The following is a 15621-nucleotide window of genomic DNA, read 5'->3' on the forward strand; positions in this document are numbered from 1 at the left end:
GCATAAAAAAAAACGAGTAAATTCTTAAGTAGAATTACCCGCCCCACATCAGAAAAGCCATAAAGGCTTTTCTTTATTACCTCAAAATTCCTAAAAACACAATCTTCTTTTTACCTAAAAAACTTTCAATAACCTATTCTTCTTTTACCTTTAAAAATCTTTACCTAATTGAAAATCACTTGAAACTTTTTAATACCTTAAATCTTTATCTAATACCTAATATTCTATTTTACCTTAAATAGCAATTTCTCAACTGCACTGCAAAGGTACGGCTTTTTTCGGATTCAGCAAACGCTTTTATGTTTTATAACATTCTTTTAGAGCTATAAATCCTTCACATCACTAAGCTCAACCAGCTTATTTACAATAGCATAGATGGTCAGACCGGCCGCACTGTGTATTTGCAACTTCTTGCTGATGTTTCTGCGATGTGTAATCACAGTATGAATGGAGAGGAACAGCTTTTCGGCTATCTCCTTATTGGTCATTCCTTTCACCACACAAATCACAATCTCCTTTTCACGCTGGCTCAAATTCTCTTGACTGTCCTCCTCTTCTTCGGGCTCGATATTCTGCAAAAGATTGATTTTATTGGCCAATGCCTCCAAATCATCGAAAATAGAAAAAGACGCATCGTATTTACTGAGCAACGAAGCATCGATAAACGAACTGACCAACGCTACTACCCGGATTCCTTTGCCGGCAGTCTCTTCACGGAAACGCGCCACATCAAAAAAGTCACCAAAGGTGGGATTGACAACCAGTATGTCAGGAAACTGCGTACGCAGACAATCATTAAGCGCCTCTACCGACAACAACTCCACCGGTTGAATCTTTAAATTGGGTAAACGTTTCAGGGCCAGTGTCAGACCACTGCGTATGATCACCGAAGTCTCGGCGACAGCTATACGGATTGATTCATTATTTTTCATTTTCTCGCATCCTCCTTTCCAATTTCAGAATGGCAGGAACAAACAGATAATCTTCTACTTTGCAATGTGATTCAAGTCCCTCTTCGCAAGCATATATATCGAACAAGGCAGCATTCAGCACATTGGTATTGGCCTTGGCAGGACAGTATTTAATAATAATGTTCTTCAGTTCCGTTAGGCGTTCCCCTACCTGATCGTGATGTTTCGAGAAGGTGCTGATCTGATAATTCTTGGGAGCATTGCCATGAATCAGCGTATCTACATACTTAAACACTGTCTTTTCTTCATACTCCATGTGCTTGCGTACCTCCCGCATATATCCGTCAAAGAACTTTAGAATAAGGAAGGAGACATCGTCCTGCGAACAGTCAATGGCTTCAATCAGTTTCCTCCGGATGGCAGGCAGGCAGTAATCAAGAAAATAAATATGCGCCTGTCTCAGATAATCGACCAGGGCCGGTATCGAAATATCGTCGGCACTGCCGTCCATACGCGAGAATCCCTCGGCCATGAAGTTAACGACTACCAGAAACGTCTGACAATCGACATTATTCATTTCGCAGACTTCTTTCACCGTTTTGTCACCAAACCCCAGCGAAAGTCCAAACCGGCTCATAACTTGTAAAAGAGAATAATTATCACCGATAAGGTCGATCATTTTATCGGTAGGCTTATATTTTTGCAGTTTATCCATCAAACACCTTATTTATATTACGGGTGCAAAGAAACACAATATTTTAATGGTATACAATCACTATAAATAGGTATTTTCACTATAAACAGACTAAAAAAGGACAAGAAATGACTAAACAGGACGGTCTGCAAGCAACAAAATCACAGATTATTATTCATCGTTCACCACTATTTTTTACCTTTGCACAATTCAACTAAAACATAAACAATATGACAAACGAACTGGAACTGAAATACGGTTGCAACCCCAACCAAAAGCCCGCGCGTATCTTTATTAAAGAAGGTGAGTTGCCTATCGAAGTCCTGAACGGACGCCCCGGATATATCAATCTATTGGACGCCCTCAACAGTTGGCAATTAGTGAAAGAGCTGAAAGAAGCGACCGGACTTCCGGCAGCTGCTTCATTCAAGCATGTAAGCCCGGCAGGTGCTGCGGTAGCAGTAGAAATGAACGACACGTTGAAGAAGATTTATTTCGTAGACGACATGGAACTCTCTCCGATGGCAACTGCATACGCCCGTGCCCGAGGTGCGGACCGAATGTCATCATACGGAGACTTTATCGCCCTTTCCGATATCTGTGACGAACCGACTGCCCGAATCATCAACCGTGAAGTATCGGATGGCGTGATTGCTCCCGGCTATACTCCGGAAGCACTTGAGATCCTGAGAAACAAACGTAAAGGTACATATAATGTCATCAAGATCGATCCGGCCTACCGTCCGGCTCCCATCGAACATAAGGATGTATTCGGAATCACATTTGAACAGGGACGAAATGAACTGAAGATAGACGAAAGCCTGCTAAAGGAAATGCCTACCCGTAACCGGATCATCCCGGCCGATGCCCAACGCGACCTGATTATCGCACTGATCACTTTAAAATATACACAATCCAACTCTGTCTGCTATGCCAAAGACGGACAAGCTATCGGCATCGGTGCAGGACAGCAATCACGCATTCATTGTACCCGCCTGGCCGGAAACAAAGCCGATATCTGGTATTTGCGCCAACACCCGAAAGTAATGAATCTGCCCTGGAAAGAAAAAATACGCCGTGCCGACCGCGACAATACAATCGATGTATACATCTCGGACGACTACATGGACGTACTGGCCGATGGTGTATGGGAACAATTCTTCACCCGGAAACCGGAAGTGCTGACCCGTGAAGAAAAACGTGCATGGCTCGATACCCAATCGGGAGTAGCTTTAGGATCGGATGCTTTCTTCCCGTTTGGAGACAACATTGAGCGCGCGTACAAAAGCGGTGTGAGCTACATTGCCCAACCGGGAGGTTCTGTTCGTGACGATCATGTGATAGAAACTTGTGATAAATATGACATAGCAATGGCCTTTACAGGTATCCGCCTGTTCCACCATTGATAACAATCGCCCCCCTCCCCATTTATAGTGATAGCTACCCTGCTATTTCCATTATAAATGGGGATTTTCTATTTCTGCCGGACCGCCTATCTTTGCCGTATCATTTAAAAACAAGATCAGAAATGAATAAGATTGGAGTATTTTACGGTTCCACAACGGGGACTACCGAAGATGTAGCCCACCGGATTGCAGAAAAACTGAACGTTCCCAATGGTGACATCCACGATGCATCAAAACTGAACGACGAGTTAGTGAAAGAATATGATGTATTAGTACTGGGCACCTCTACGTGGGGAGCAGGCGAGCTTCAGGATGACTGGTACGACGGTATCAAAGTGCTGAAGAAGGCTGACTTGTCTCACAAATTCGTAGCCCTCTTCGGCTGTGGCGATTCAGACTCTTACAGTGACACCTTCTGCGACGGTATCGGCATCTTATACGAAGAACTTAAAGACACCCACTGCACCTTCTGCGGGGCAACCGATCCGTCGGGCTACACATTCGACTCTTCTGTTGCGGTAATCAACGGCAAGTTTGTAGGACTTCCTTTAGATGAAGTGAACGAAGATGGCAAAACCGACGAGCGTATCGCTCAATGGACTGAAGCCTTGAAAAAAGAATGTATCAACTAATTTAAAAACTCCAACGAACGTTATGGCTATCGAACGAAAGGTTCCGGGTGAAATACGAATTTTCCTGAACCATGTATACGAATTCAAGAAGGGAGTACGCAACATGGTACTCTATACGATGAACAAGGAACACGAAGCCTTTGCCATACGCCGTCTGGAAAGACAGAATATCAGCTACCTGATACAAGAAGTAAACGCCAATAAGATAAATCTGTTCTTTGGTAAGGCCGAATGTATGGATGCCATACGACATATCATTATTCGGCCTTTAAACCATCTCACTCCGGAAGAAGATTTCATTCTGGGCGCCATGCTCGGATACGACATCTGCCAACAGTGCAAACGCTATTGCAACAAAAAAGGGAATATAAAGATTGCCGGCTGAGTTGCAGCTTGCTTTCAGTACAGGTAACAAGGTTCATCAGGCCAATGCATTAATGCCATAGGGAGATGAACTATTAGAAAGTCTCACCATCACAGGGTAACACAGAGTTCCACAGAGAAGAGAATAACAGAAAACTCCGTAGAACTCTGTTTCAATTTGTGGTGAAATCAATTCACCCCCCAACCGAACTACCTCTCTACCGGATACAACACACCTACTGCCTCTTTCTTTCTTCATTTCATAAAGAATGTTATTCCCGTAGTATTTTCCGTTGGAAATTTGTTTTATAAGAAAACAATTAATTAAGAACCTGTTTAAATTTTCCTGGAATAAACTTTTATATGGTTTTTATCGATCTGTTTTGAGTCTCTTTTTCGATCTATTTCCTTGTTTTCATGCGTCACATAGCCCGCTATGCCTTCACAGAGACAAGAGAATATCCTTGAAAATAAATCTCAAAACAATCTCGAACAAAATTCAGACAGATTCTAAAACACCCTGAAATAAAGATGATTAAAGCATTTTTGAAAAAGAACCGACTCACATTTATCGGTCTCGTCATTGGAGCTGTAGGAGGATTCCTGTATTGGAAATACGTAGGTTGCACCAGCGGAACTTGTCCCATTACCTCTTCACCGGTCAACAGTACCCTTTGGGGAGCTGTTATGGGCGGCCTGCTCTTGAATCTGTTTAAAACAGACAGTACCCCTAAAAAAACAAACTAATCACACCTCTTATGACAACCACAAACGAACAAGAACAATCGAGAGCCTACATACTTGCAGGCCTCTTTACGCTCTCACTACGTCTTGTAGTGGGATGGACTTACTTTTCGGCTTTCTGGCGACGCCTCGTACTCGAGAATAAGCTGATACCGGACAGTGCCGGATACATCGGAGAGAAGTTTAACCATTTCCTTCCCAATTCGATAGGTATCCGCCCGGTCATCGAATATCTGGTATCGACACCTGATATGTTATGGTGGGCAATGGTGATTTTTACTCTTGTAGAAGGTATAGTCGGACTGCTTTATATGTTGGGGTTCTTCACCCGTCTGATGAGTATCGGCGTATTCAGTCTGGCCACCGGCATTCTCCTGGGGTCAGGATGGTTGGGAACCACCTGTCTGGACGAATGGCAGATCGGTATTCTGGGTATAGCCGCCGGTTTCACCATCTTCCTTTCCGGCGGAGGAAAGTACTCGGTCGACCATCTGATAGAGCGGAAATTCTCTTTAAAGAAGAAAGCAGCCTGGCTGTCATGGCTGACTTCCGGAGAATTGCCTGTAAGCGCCAAGCGATTTGCCAATGTCAGCGTGGCAGGTGCCATCGTTATCTTCACACTGAGCCTATATACCAACCAAGAGTTCCACAATGGCGTCTGGGGCCCCCTTCATAACAAGTCCGTCAAACCGAAAATTGAAATATCCGACGCACAAATAGAGAACAACTCTCTGTCATTCAGTGTTTATCGCGTTGAAGGTGTCGATGTATACGGTTCTTTCCTGATTGGTATCAGCCTGAAGAATGCCGATGGAGACATTGTACTGGAAAAGAAAGGAGAAGAATTAGCAGACTTCCCGATCGGAAATATCGATAATAAATACATTGCCCGGGTAGCTCCGGGTAAGCACAGCCTGGTAATCCCACTCGGAAGCAAAGCGACCCTTACAGTCGATGATACGGCTATAGGCAGTTTGCCCAAAGGAAAGTATGAATTAGTACTGACCGACATCAGCGGTATCACCTGGAAAAAAGAAATCATCCATTAATAACCATTAAAAAGCAGAAAAATGAAAAAGAGCATTCTTATCCCCTTCCTATTCATGGGACTGTTGGCTTTCGCATCTTGCAAAGGAACATCCGAGAATAAATCGACCACCGCTACAGATACGGTACAAGCCGAAAAGCCACAATCGGGCACCATTCACCTGACCCGTGCGGAATTTCTGAAAAAGATAGCCGACTACGAAAACCATTCCAAAGAGTGGAAGTATCTGGGTGACAAACCGGCTATTGTCGACTTCTACGCCGACTGGTGCGGTCCCTGCAAAATGGTGGCCCCGATACTTGAAGAATTATCCAAAGAGTATGCCGGAAAGATTTATATCTATAAAGTAAATGTCGATAAAGAGCCGGAACTGGCAAGAGACTTTGGTATTCAGAGTATTCCTACCATTTGGTTTGTGCCGATGAAAGGCGAACCCCAGGTCAATATGGGAGCTTTATCCAAGGAGCAATTAAAAGGATACATCGATAAAGTATTACTGAAACAATGATTCCTGAAGCGGCCTCTCCTTCCAACAGGTATCGAGGCCGCTCTTCGTGTTTCTAGCGCTTCTCCGATTTATGCACTTTCATATAGCCGTCGGTCAGTGTTTTCATAAATGCCACGATATCGGCTTCTTCTTCCTGTGTCAGTCCGAGGTTTCCCAGTTCCTCCTTGTTCACGGTGGCAGGATACTCGGCAGGAGGAAATTCATCACTCACATCCCGCACGTTATAGAAATGTACAATCTCCTCGAGTGTCTTAAAATAGCCATTATGACCATACGGAGCCGTCAGTTCGACATTTCGCAACGTGGGTACACGGAACTTGCCATTTTCGCTTTCGGCATTCACAATGGCTCCCAGTCCCAGATCAACCGAATCCGCAGTTAACAGAAAATATTCTGCCGCTACCTTATAGTGAGGATGATCCGGCAACTTCGGAATGCCCAGATTATCATAAGTATGATCGGTAAACAGCGTGCGATGCGCACGTTTGTCACGGTCCAGGATATGACATTCGGCACACTGCCCCTTATCTTTGAACAGTTCCTTGCCTCTCGCTTCCTGTTCGGTCAGCTGATAATTTCCTTTTTTATACGCATCATACTTGGATGTAAAGGGATTGATCTCCCTGGATGCCTGATAAGCGGCCAATGCGTCCGTAACATGGGCAAACAAAGAATCGGCATGTTCTGTCTCTCCATATATCTGCACTATCCGGTCATAATACGGAGTCCGCTTCACTTTCTCCGCCACCATCTGTTTGTCCCTATTTCCCATTTCCACAGGATTCAAGAGCGGAATGCCTGCCTGATCCTGCAAGGAGGGAGAACGACCGTCCCAAAACAAACCTCCCACATAGTTTTCGTCATCATCGTCATAATGCAATTCGGGCACAAAGGCCGCATAGCACACTGACATGGAGTTGCGCTGGGAAAAGAGTCCCTGGACGGCTCCTTCGGATATGGCACGGGCTTGTTCATCGGCAAATCCCTTGGAAGAAGCATGGCAGGTGGCACACGATTGCCCGGGTGGCTCGGACAGTGAAGTATCATGAAAAAGGAGTTTGCCCAGCGCTTCCTTCTCACTTCCGGTTTTGTGAGACGGATGACCACAGGAGATGCAGACAGTGCCCAGCAGTATGACGAATAGCAGTTTATGTGTCTTCATAGTTGTAAAAACAGAGATATGGTTATTTCAGAGGTCAAAGATACATTATTTTCCGGAAAGAGATAAAAAAGTCCGGTCGAAATCACATCGCCCGGACCCCTCTAAACAGCTTCTCACGAATCTGTTCCACGAAAATATACTATAGTTATAAAGAATTTCTATCCTTCTTCCGGCCAGAGTTCTCCGGCAACCATTTCAGCCATTTTCAATGTATGCCACTGTTTTTCTTCAGCAGCTTCATAAGATTCCGAAGGCAACACTTCGGCATTGGGTATGCACAGCGAGAAACGGTGCGAAGGAATATAACGTATGATCTGGTCGATCTTGGCTCTCAACTCTTCCAGCTCTTCCTCCACGGGATAATGCGAAAGTACGAAGCCAAACACAGATTGCTTCTCGCGGATGAACCACAACAAACGGTTCTTGCCGCAACATTCCGAATCGTAATCGAGGAAAAAAGCATGAATCCCCTGTAGCGAGAAAAGCATCTCGGTAGGTGAATGAAAAGCAATGAAAAGATCGGCGGGAAGATTCTCCAATGCCATGTTGTTGACACGGATCGCGTTATCCGTCACCGTACGCGTTGCATCATCGAGTTGCAGATAACGGCATCCCGATCTGTACAGTTCCATAATCAGTTTCTGATACGTCTGTGCAAGGTCTACCAACAGTATCTCACGGTCGGGATAGACCGAATCGAGTTCGGTCCGGTTTGCGTCTTTCATTAATTCTGCCAGCAGGCGCGAAGGCGCAGGAAGCACTTGCTTAGCTATTACATCTCCACCGGTCACCCCGGTAAGAAAGACAAAATCATCGAGCACAGGATGGTGATGTACATCGATCCGACCGGTCAGTTCGACAGAGGTCTTTCTGTCATCCCGGAACCGGATACCATCCAATCCGCACATAAAGTCGAGCGGCCACGCATCACTGCGGAAACGGCCGTCAGTGACCACCTTCAACCCTTCTGCCTTCAGTCTGTCTACCAGATTCCGTATCTCGGCATCTTCGACAGCACGCAAGGTCAGCAGGCTGATTTGTTCGTTTCGATATTGCTCACGGGCTTCTCTCAATGCAGCGGGCAAAAGAAAAGTACCGGCAACGTCTACTTTGAACGGAGGAACTACGTTTTCCATACGTTCTACGTTTTTAATATTGATTGTTACTATCGTGCTTCGCTCCTAACCCACGAGGAACCAAGACTTATCAGCGAGAGTGGCAGGTCTTCTGACTTAGCTTCCATTCCGAACGCCTTCCCGACTACACGAGTCAGTGGCCAAAGAGTATCCTGTCGGAATGTTTATAATAAAACTTCACAGCAGCGGGACTGTCCGGGAGTTACACCCGATTCCCTTTTAATCGCCCAAAGCAGGAAAGCTTCGGCGAACCAATCTGCCGACAAATATAAAAACAATAAATCAGATATTTGTGTTCAACATGATACTTTTTTCAATCAGAGCCTCTGTCCGGGCAAAATAAAGGCTCTGTCCGGTCGGAACAGAGCCTTCATCTCGACCGAACAGAAGCTCGGTTTCCATTCAAATGTAACGGGGTTAATAGCTGATCTTTATTCCGGCGAAATAGCTTCGCGGAGCAGCCGGACCATAAATATATCCGGAGTCACGCTCCACTCCCTGGTCGAAATCGTTCTGATAAGCATTGAACACATTCTGCACACCTGCACTCAATTGCAGGTCCACCGATTTATAAAGTTTGAAATCATAGGCCACCTTGACTCCCATATCGAAGAAATCGCGCGTATTCACCGCCACATCCTTGTCAATATAACCGGCCATGTGCTGCACCAGCATCGATCCGGTGTACGTGCCCGACAGGGATAATGACAGAGGCTTGATCGGCATATACGTTGCCGTAAAGTACCCATAGGTATTCGGCGTACGGAAAATCTTCTTCTCGGCCGGTGCCGTTTCGCTCCATTTTTCCGGTTCGTCATAACGGCTCTGTTGCAACGTGACTCCTGCCTGTAACTGGAACAAAGAGAGATAAGCCATTTTTCCCTCCATCGACAGTCCCAATACTTTGGCTCCCGATCCGTTACGGCGCTCTTTGATAAGAATGCCGTCCCGCTCTCCAATGTTCTCGAGTACAAATACATCCGACAGTCTGGTATAAAAACCTTCAACCAGGAAGTTTACCTGAAAAGCACCGAAACGATGATACATATCGGCTGAAGCGCTGAAACTCTGAGATTTTTCCTCTTTCAGATTCTTGGCACGCTCAATCATCGACACCGTTCCGCCTACATTCTCAATATGCAGGTCTTCGTCGAAAGCCTGCGGGGCACGGAAGCCCGACGAATAACTCAGGCGAAGATTAATGTCCTCGGAAGGATTGAAACGGAGATTGGCACGAGGGCTAAAGATAACATGGTTGATCAGATTGTGCTTATCCAGACGTCCGCCCAACAGAATGCTCCATTTCTCGTTTTTCCATTCATTCTGCAAAAAAGCACTACCAATATTTACCGTCTGCTTCGTATAACGGTTGTATCCCCACATATCGTCCTTCAGGTTATCCCGGTTATACTCCAATCCCGCAGTCAGGTCGGCAGGCATGAAAAGGCATTTACCGAAACTGTACACATATTGAGAACCGCCGATAAATGTCAGGTCCGTTGTCTTTCCATAGGCGTTCTGGTCTTTTTTGCTGCCATAATAACTGTCGCGGTCCGTATGCTGTGCCGAAGTATAAACGGTCAGACGGTGTTTTTCATTCGGAGCAAAATAATCGAATTTCAAGCCACCACCGTTGATGGAGTGCTGAATCTGCTCGGCAATGTCAGCCTCGTGAGGCGGACGGTTCAGCAGGTTTCCGCCACGACGAAACTCCTGTAAGTGATGATACTCAAATGTCAACTTAGAATAAGTGCTTGTCTTGAGGAACGAACGGAAGCCGACTGTCTGGTTTTTAAGTTTCGGCATTTCGGAATAACCGTCTCCATCATGATCGTACGCATCCCGGTGACGGTTCTGTCCGAACACATAAAGTCCCGCCCGATGATCATCGGTCACCAGCGATGCGTTCAGCGAAGTATTATTATCGAAAGACGAGCTGCCGCCGATAGAAGTAAGAGTATGTGCCAACTGCCCCGAATTGCGCAATGGCTCCTTGGTGATAATATTAATGGTTCCGGCAATAGCGGACGAACCGAACAGGGCAGAACCTCCGCCTCGCATCACCTCTACCCGCTCGATCATATTGGCAGGAATCTGTTCCAACCCGTAAACACCGGAAAGGGCACTGAAGATGGGACGCGAATCGATAAGAATCTGTGTATACGGACCGTCCAGTCCATTGATGCGCACCTGCTGGAAACCGCAATTCTGACAGTTCGTTTCGACCCGGACACCGGGCTGGAAGTTAAGCCCCTGCGAAAGTGTAGGCGAGTTTGTATTCTCAAACATCTTCATATCTACCACATTGACCAATGTAGGTGCCAAGCGCCGTTTGGTCACGCTGCGATTGGCCGAAACTACCACTCCGTCAAGCGCTACGGCATCTTCTTCCAACTCAAAATTTTCTTCAAGTGTCTTTCCTTTCCTGAGACTGACATTGCGACTGATGGTTTTATACCCCACCGAACTGGCTTCGAGCACAAAATTCCCTTCGGGAAGGTTTTTCAGGAAATAGTGTCCGGTGGCATCCGTCACCGTACCGATGGTAGTTCCTTTCAGGGCGATTGTTATATAAGAGAGGTGTTCACCTGTTTTTTTATCGAGTACATGGCCGATGATATTGGCATCAGACGCTTTCAGTTCCGGATGTTCCGGTTGGTCGGCCATAGCAGGCAACAGGGCACAGCACAGGCTAACGAGGAAAAATATATATTTCTTCATTTTCATTTTTGGATAGTAGAATTACTAAATAAATTTCTCTAAATAATGCAGTGAGAGTGAGAGAGATGTTCTATCTCCCGGCAGGAGGTGCCCGCAAAGATACCACGCCCACGACGGACGAACAGTATCCTGCCCTATCCGGACGCCACGAAAGGGTATAGAGCAGACAAGCAATAAACTGAAGAGAGAGAAAAAAGATACCGGCTCCGGTAGTCACCACGTGATTCAGCAAATGAATCAATTGAAATTCGACCGTGGTGTGACTATGGGGAGAGTCTTTCTTAAACGGGTGCGAATGGACAATGGTCACCCCATTCACTACATGCGAGTGAGTAAAGAGTGTGATACCTGCCATGTACGATATAAATAGCACAGGCAGAAACCATCTCATTATTTTCAGGCACCCTTGTTTCATCCGTTTAGTTTTGTGGCAAAGATAAGAAGTATTCCATAATGGAACAATCCCTATTTATAGGGATAATAAATGTAACACCGCATCCGGACAGATTGTTCACACATTTTTAATCTTATTGGATATTTCCGGTCTCCAGGCGGCATATATAAAAAAACGGGGTGTGTCATCTGTGAATAATGACACACCCCGTTTCCATAGATACGGCCGATGGACGAATCCATCCCAGCCGTTATTCCGAACGAATCCAGGTCAGTTTATGCCAGATGCTTTCCAAAGGTCCCTGCTTATGCGCCTTCAGCCACCATTTACAGAAACGAACCTGCAAAAGGAAGAATGCAAAGCCTATCAGCAGGCTGACGGTATAACCGCAATAAGGGGCCAGATACAGCGCGAACGGGAAATAAATAATAGCTCCGGCAATAGACTGGGAGATGTAGTTCGTCAGACTCATCTTACCATAAAACCGCAAATCGGCTGTCAGCTTCCTGAATTTCTCCGTTTGATATAGCAGCACGAACGAAGCGACCAATACTATTGTGAAAGCAAACTTTTGCCACATATCCATCACTACCCCTACCGTCTGGCGTATCATATCCGGCTGTCCGGCATCCATCAATTGCACTTTCAGCTGATAGAGAGGACCAAACAGAACGGCACTCCAGATCAGGGCTTTCACCCAAAAGCGGATCGTGGCCTCCGAAGCAACGAAGAGTTGCTTTCGTCCGATCAACATTCCCAGCAGAAACAGTCCGGCTGTCTGCAGGAAGCGTCCTGCACCTATTGCCCAGAACAGGCTCGCTTTTTGTCCCAAGGTTACATTTCCCCAGATAAACTTCCAGAAATCTCCTTCCTTGGTATATTCGGCTACTTCGCCATACATCTGACCGACTCCCAGGTCGGGCAAAGAATGGGCGGGATTGAAAAGATTCATCACGTAATGATACCATTCCACCGGTTGCAGCAGCAGGAAAATGGCCAGGATAAATACCGTACGGTCACTCCACTTACGGACAATAAACAGGAAAATACCTACCACACAGAATAGCAGCAACACATCTCCTGCGGGGAAGAATGCCGCATTCAAAGTGGCAAAACCACCCAACAGGAGCAGACGCCAAAGAAAACGGTAACCAAAATCCTTGCCTTTCTTCTGTTGGTTGGTATACTGTATGTAGAACGTCAACCCGAAAAGCAAAGCAAAAATAGCATACGCTTTCCCGGCAAATAAAGAAAATGTCACACTGAATACCCCTTCGTCGAGGATATTGAGCCATCCCGGTTGGGAGGCTGCGTCGGGATATACAGGAAAGATAAAGTGCTCAAGGTTATGAACCAGCAGGATCGCCATCACGGCAAAACCGCGCAATGCGTCCACTACCTCGATACGGGGAGTTTTTGAAGCAATTGTTTGTCGCATGTTTTTGTTGTTTTTATAATGTGATTATTGAATTAGGGACAAAAGTAATAAAATGAATCAGAACCGGGAAAATAAAGTCAATAAAGTAGATAACCTTGCAGCACTCCTTACAGAAACAAACTCAGGCCTCAACTCCCGGCCTGCTTCATGCTATCCTTTCTTCGTCCTGAGAAACAATACCGGAACGACACACAGCAACGTGACGATAAAGGCGATAAAGAAATCGTCGTTAATGGCACTGATGTATCCCTCCAGATCGATACGCTTCAATATCAGCATCTCCGCCACTTCTTTGGCTGTATCGGGCGTTCTGCCCCCTGTATGTTCTATAAACCGGCTCAAGGAATGAAGGGTCTGCCGGTATACGTCTCCTGTATAGTTGAGTGCTTCGCCATATCGCTGCGTGTGAAAAGCCGTACGCTGTGTCAGCAGATGACTGAAGATGGCTACTCCGAAACTTCCTCCCATCTGCCGGACAATGTTCGTGATACTGGAAGCCTGTGCCATATCACTGTTACGGATATTCACCAGCGACAGGGTCAGCAACGGGGTGAAGAGCAATCCCATACCCAGTCCGCGCAGATAAAGACTCAGTATGATGTACCACTTCTCGGTCAGAAAAGACAGATAATAGTTCATATAGAAACTCAAAGCCATCAACAGGATTCCCGACACGATAAAGACCTTGGGGTTGATCCGTTGCATCAGTTTGCCGGACAAAGGAGAAGCCACTCCCTGGATAATCCCCACTGGCATGAAAAACATACCGGCCTGCAAAGCCGAATAGCCCAGATTATCCTGTAAATAGAGCGGAATCAAAAACGTACTGCCGAACATACCGATACCAAAAACAAACAGAATCAGGTTGGACAACGCAAAGTCCCTGTCGACAAACAGGCGCAGATTGATCAGCGGTGTCTTGACGGTAAACTCGAAATAAAGGAAAAGAATAAAAGTGACCACTGCAATCCACATGGCACCAAGTACTACGGGACTGCTCCATCCCATGGAATTGGTTGACGAATTGACTTCGGAAAGCCCGTACATGAAGACAGGCAAGAAGATGGCTGAAGTGATGAAACCCGGGATATCGAAAGGAACTCCGGTTCCTTTCACATGTTCCTTTTGCACAATGGCAGTGACGATCAGGGCCAGGATTCCTATCGGGATGTTGACATAAAAGATATAGTTCCAGTCCATATAATCTACCAGGTATCCACCGATAGCAGGCCCGAAAGAGACCGAAGCGGCAGAAGCGATGGACCAGAACCCCAATGCCGTCCCCCGTTGTTCGGGAGGGAATACATCGCTCACAATAGCCATGCCGACAGGAAGGAGCATGCCGCATCCGAAACCTTCGATCACCCGCCAGAAGATCAGCTCTTCGATGGTAGATGAACTGCCACACATGAAGGAACCGGCCGTAAATACGAGTAGGGACAAGAAATATATCTTTTTATAACCAAAGCGTTCGGACAGCCATCCGGCAGCAGGAAGAATACTCGCCATCGAAAGCATGTATCCGGTCAGCACCCATTCGGCCACATTGATATCCGCACCGAGCGTACCCATAATCACAGGCAGCCCGGTATTGACGACTGTAGAATCGAGCACCGCCATAAAGGTGCCTATCATGATGTTGCCCAATACGATCCATTTATAAGAAGAACTTTCTTTCATTCTTTGACGATCTTCACGTTAGCAGACATCCCCGAAAGCAGTCGGAGATTGGCTTTCAGTTTCTCTTTACCTTCTACCCGGTCGATTGATATCTTCAGGGGAATCCGCTGGGCCACCTTTGTATAGTTGCCCGATGCGTTATCAGGGGGAATCAGAGAAAACTCGGATGCAGTATTGGCACCGATATAGAAGATTTTGCCGTAAAACGTCAGTCCGGGATAGGCGTCGAGGGTGAAAAGAGCCTGTTGTCCCATACGGACTTCATCAAACTTAGTCTCCTGCAAGTAGACAGTCACCCAGAGTTTCTTGCCCTCGTTCAAGGTAAAGATGTTCTCGCCCGGCTGCAACAGATCGCCGGGAACCACCCACTGCTTGGCTATCAAGCCATCGACAGGTGAAACAATCCGGTAATCCTCAGTCATCGTGCTGTCGAGCACAGCCAGCAGTTCACCTCTCTTCACGCTGTCACCCTCCTGCTTGAAGACAGCAGACAAAGGGGCCATCGCACGGACGGACACATTCACACGACTGCCATCCAGGTTTGCATCTATGGTAGATACGTATTTTCGATAGTTCCACCACCAGACAACGGCTACGACAATAGCGATGATAAGCAATATCACCAGCCAGATAAACTTTTTCTTATCAGAGGGATTCGATGTATTTGCAGCGTCCATAATTCTTGAGATTAGTTACAAGGGTGTAAACAAAATCCGCAAGAAAAGGTTTGATGGCTGTGGGAAAGGAATCGCTGCCGGCTATAGAAGACACGGAGGGCACAGAG

General features: G+C 46.3%; 15 protein-coding genes and 1 riboswitch. Of the genes, 6 read left to right on the forward strand and 9 right to left on the reverse strand.

The annotated features are described in order from the left end of the window. Window positions 1-323: 323 nt before the first annotated feature. Window positions 324-932 (reverse strand): helix-turn-helix transcriptional regulator, encoded by a 609-nt coding sequence (locus tag BF9343_RS12835; RefSeq protein ID WP_005788304.1) that lies wholly within the window; start codon window positions 930-932, stop codon window positions 324-326. Further along, window positions 922-1626 carry a hemerythrin domain-containing protein gene (locus BF9343_RS12840; RefSeq protein ID WP_005788306.1) on the reverse strand — a complete coding sequence of 235 codons (705 nt, stop codon included), beginning with the start codon at window positions 1624-1626 and terminating at the stop codon, window positions 922-924. Before BF9343_RS12840 ends, BF9343_RS12835 begins: the two co-directional genes overlap by 11 nt. A 209-nt stretch (window positions 1627-1835) precedes the next feature. Between BF9343_RS12840 and BF9343_RS12845 the strand changes: the two genes are divergently transcribed. The 6 genes from BF9343_RS12845 to trxA all read left to right on the forward strand — a co-directional run bounded on the left by BF9343_RS12845 (window position 1836) and on the right by trxA (window position 6306). Further along, entirely contained in the window at window positions 1836-3011 is a 1176-nt protein-coding gene (locus BF9343_RS12845) for a phosphoribosylaminoimidazolecarboxamide formyltransferase (protein ID WP_010993100.1), read from the forward strand. A gap of 122 nt (window positions 3012-3133) precedes the next feature. Further along, window positions 3134-3643 (forward strand): flavodoxin FldA, encoded by a 510-nt coding sequence (gene fldA / locus BF9343_RS12850; protein WP_005793355.1) that lies wholly within the window; start codon window positions 3134-3136, stop codon window positions 3641-3643. 22 nt (window positions 3644-3665) lie between these two features. Then, window positions 3666-4028, forward strand: a complete 363-nt coding sequence (locus tag BF9343_RS12855; protein ID WP_005788315.1) for a DUF2023 family protein — start codon at window positions 3666-3668, stop codon at window positions 4026-4028. Window positions 4029-4537: 509 nt separating this feature from the next. Next, a complete protein-coding gene (locus tag BF9343_RS12860) occupies window positions 4538-4753 on the forward strand; it encodes a DUF6132 family protein (protein WP_005788321.1) in 216 nt (71 codons plus the stop codon). A gap of 11 nt (window positions 4754-4764) precedes the next feature. Next, window positions 4765-5799: a TQO small subunit DoxD gene (locus tag BF9343_RS12865; RefSeq protein ID WP_010993101.1), complete on the forward strand. Its 1035-nt coding sequence runs from the start codon at window positions 4765-4767 to the stop codon at window positions 5797-5799. 21 nt (window positions 5800-5820) lie between these two features. Then, window positions 5821-6306, forward strand: a complete 486-nt coding sequence (trxA, locus tag BF9343_RS12870) for a thioredoxin (RefSeq protein WP_005788325.1) — start codon at window positions 5821-5823, stop codon at window positions 6304-6306. A gap of 52 nt (window positions 6307-6358) precedes the next feature. On the opposite strand, the gene BF9343_RS12875 is transcribed toward trxA, so the two are convergent. The 7 genes from BF9343_RS12875 to BF9343_RS12900 all read right to left on the reverse strand — a co-directional run bounded on the left by BF9343_RS12875 (window position 6359) and on the right by BF9343_RS12900 (window position 15514). Continuing rightward, window positions 6359-7468, reverse strand: coding sequence for a cytochrome-c peroxidase (locus BF9343_RS12875; protein ID WP_010993102.1), 1110 nt, complete (start codon window positions 7466-7468; stop codon window positions 6359-6361). Window positions 7469-7626: 158 nt separating this feature from the next. Beyond that, window positions 7627-8604: a uroporphyrinogen decarboxylase/cobalamine-independent methonine synthase family protein gene (locus tag BF9343_RS12880; RefSeq protein ID WP_005788329.1), complete on the reverse strand. Its 978-nt coding sequence runs from the start codon at window positions 8602-8604 to the stop codon at window positions 7627-7629. A gap of 64 nt (window positions 8605-8668) precedes the next feature. Further along, window positions 8669-8875, reverse strand: a riboswitch (cobalamin riboswitch). 146 nt (window positions 8876-9021) lie between these two features. Then, window positions 9022-11325 carry a TonB-dependent receptor gene (locus BF9343_RS12885; protein WP_005788333.1) on the reverse strand — a complete coding sequence of 768 codons (2304 nt, stop codon included), beginning with the start codon at window positions 11323-11325 and terminating at the stop codon, window positions 9022-9024. A 70-nt stretch (window positions 11326-11395) separates the two neighbouring features. Next, window positions 11396-11716, reverse strand: coding sequence for a hypothetical protein (locus BF9343_RS22765; RefSeq protein ID WP_005788335.1), 321 nt, complete (start codon window positions 11714-11716; stop codon window positions 11396-11398). Window positions 11717-11969: 253 nt separating this feature from the next. After that, the gene (locus BF9343_RS12890) at window positions 11970-13157 is read right to left on the reverse strand and encodes a DUF418 domain-containing protein (protein WP_005793345.1); all 1188 of its coding nucleotides are present in this window, start codon (window positions 13155-13157) and stop codon (window positions 11970-11972) included. A 150-nt stretch (window positions 13158-13307) separates the two neighbouring features. Continuing rightward, a complete protein-coding gene (locus tag BF9343_RS12895; RefSeq protein WP_041926234.1) occupies window positions 13308-14837 on the reverse strand; it encodes a DHA2 family efflux MFS transporter permease subunit in 1530 nt (509 codons plus the stop codon). After that, window positions 14834-15514: an HlyD family secretion protein gene (locus BF9343_RS12900; RefSeq protein ID WP_005788343.1), complete on the reverse strand. Its 681-nt coding sequence runs from the start codon at window positions 15512-15514 to the stop codon at window positions 14834-14836. Before BF9343_RS12900 ends, BF9343_RS12895 begins: the two co-directional genes overlap by 4 nt. Window positions 15515-15621 lie beyond the last annotated feature (107 nt).

Source organism: Bacteroides fragilis NCTC 9343, assembly GCF_000025985.1.
GTDB lineage: Bacteria > Bacteroidota > Bacteroidia > Bacteroidales > Bacteroidaceae > Bacteroides > Bacteroides fragilis.

What these genes read in the sequence shown, in the direction of transcription:
- BF9343_RS12835 (WP_005788304.1), bottom strand. Translation starts at nt 932, where the DNA reads ATGAAAAATAATGAATCAATCCGTATAGCTGTCGCCGAGACTTCGGTG.
- BF9343_RS12840 (WP_005788306.1), bottom strand. Translation starts at nt 1,626, where the DNA reads ATGGATAAACTGCAAAAATATAAGCCTACCGATAAAATGATCGACCTT.
- BF9343_RS12845 (WP_010993100.1), top strand. Translation starts at nt 1,836, where the DNA reads ATGACAAACGAACTGGAACTGAAATACGGTTGCAACCCCAACCAAAAG.
- fldA (WP_005793355.1), top strand. Translation starts at nt 3,134, where the DNA reads ATGAATAAGATTGGAGTATTTTACGGTTCCACAACGGGGACTACCGAA.
- BF9343_RS12855 (WP_005788315.1), top strand. Translation starts at nt 3,666, where the DNA reads ATGGCTATCGAACGAAAGGTTCCGGGTGAAATACGAATTTTCCTGAAC.
- BF9343_RS12860 (WP_005788321.1), top strand. Translation starts at nt 4,538, where the DNA reads ATGATTAAAGCATTTTTGAAAAAGAACCGACTCACATTTATCGGTCTC.
- BF9343_RS12865 (WP_010993101.1), top strand. Translation starts at nt 4,765, where the DNA reads ATGACAACCACAAACGAACAAGAACAATCGAGAGCCTACATACTTGCA.
- trxA (WP_005788325.1), top strand. Translation starts at nt 5,821, where the DNA reads ATGAAAAAGAGCATTCTTATCCCCTTCCTATTCATGGGACTGTTGGCT.
- BF9343_RS12875 (WP_010993102.1), bottom strand. Translation starts at nt 7,468, where the DNA reads ATGAAGACACATAAACTGCTATTCGTCATACTGCTGGGCACTGTCTGC.
- BF9343_RS12880 (WP_005788329.1), bottom strand. Translation starts at nt 8,604, where the DNA reads ATGGAAAACGTAGTTCCTCCGTTCAAAGTAGACGTTGCCGGTACTTTT.
- BF9343_RS12885 (WP_005788333.1), bottom strand. Translation starts at nt 11,325, where the DNA reads ATGAAGAAATATATATTTTTCCTCGTTAGCCTGTGCTGTGCCCTGTTG.
- BF9343_RS22765 (WP_005788335.1), bottom strand. Translation starts at nt 11,716, where the DNA reads ATGAGATGGTTTCTGCCTGTGCTATTTATATCGTACATGGCAGGTATC.
- BF9343_RS12890 (WP_005793345.1), bottom strand. Translation starts at nt 13,157, where the DNA reads ATGCGACAAACAATTGCTTCAAAAACTCCCCGTATCGAGGTAGTGGAC.
- BF9343_RS12895 (WP_041926234.1), bottom strand. Translation starts at nt 14,837, where the DNA reads ATGAAAGAAAGTTCTTCTTATAAATGGATCGTATTGGGCAACATCATG.
- BF9343_RS12900 (WP_005788343.1), bottom strand. Translation starts at nt 15,514, where the DNA reads ATGGACGCTGCAAATACATCGAATCCCTCTGATAAGAAAAAGTTTATC.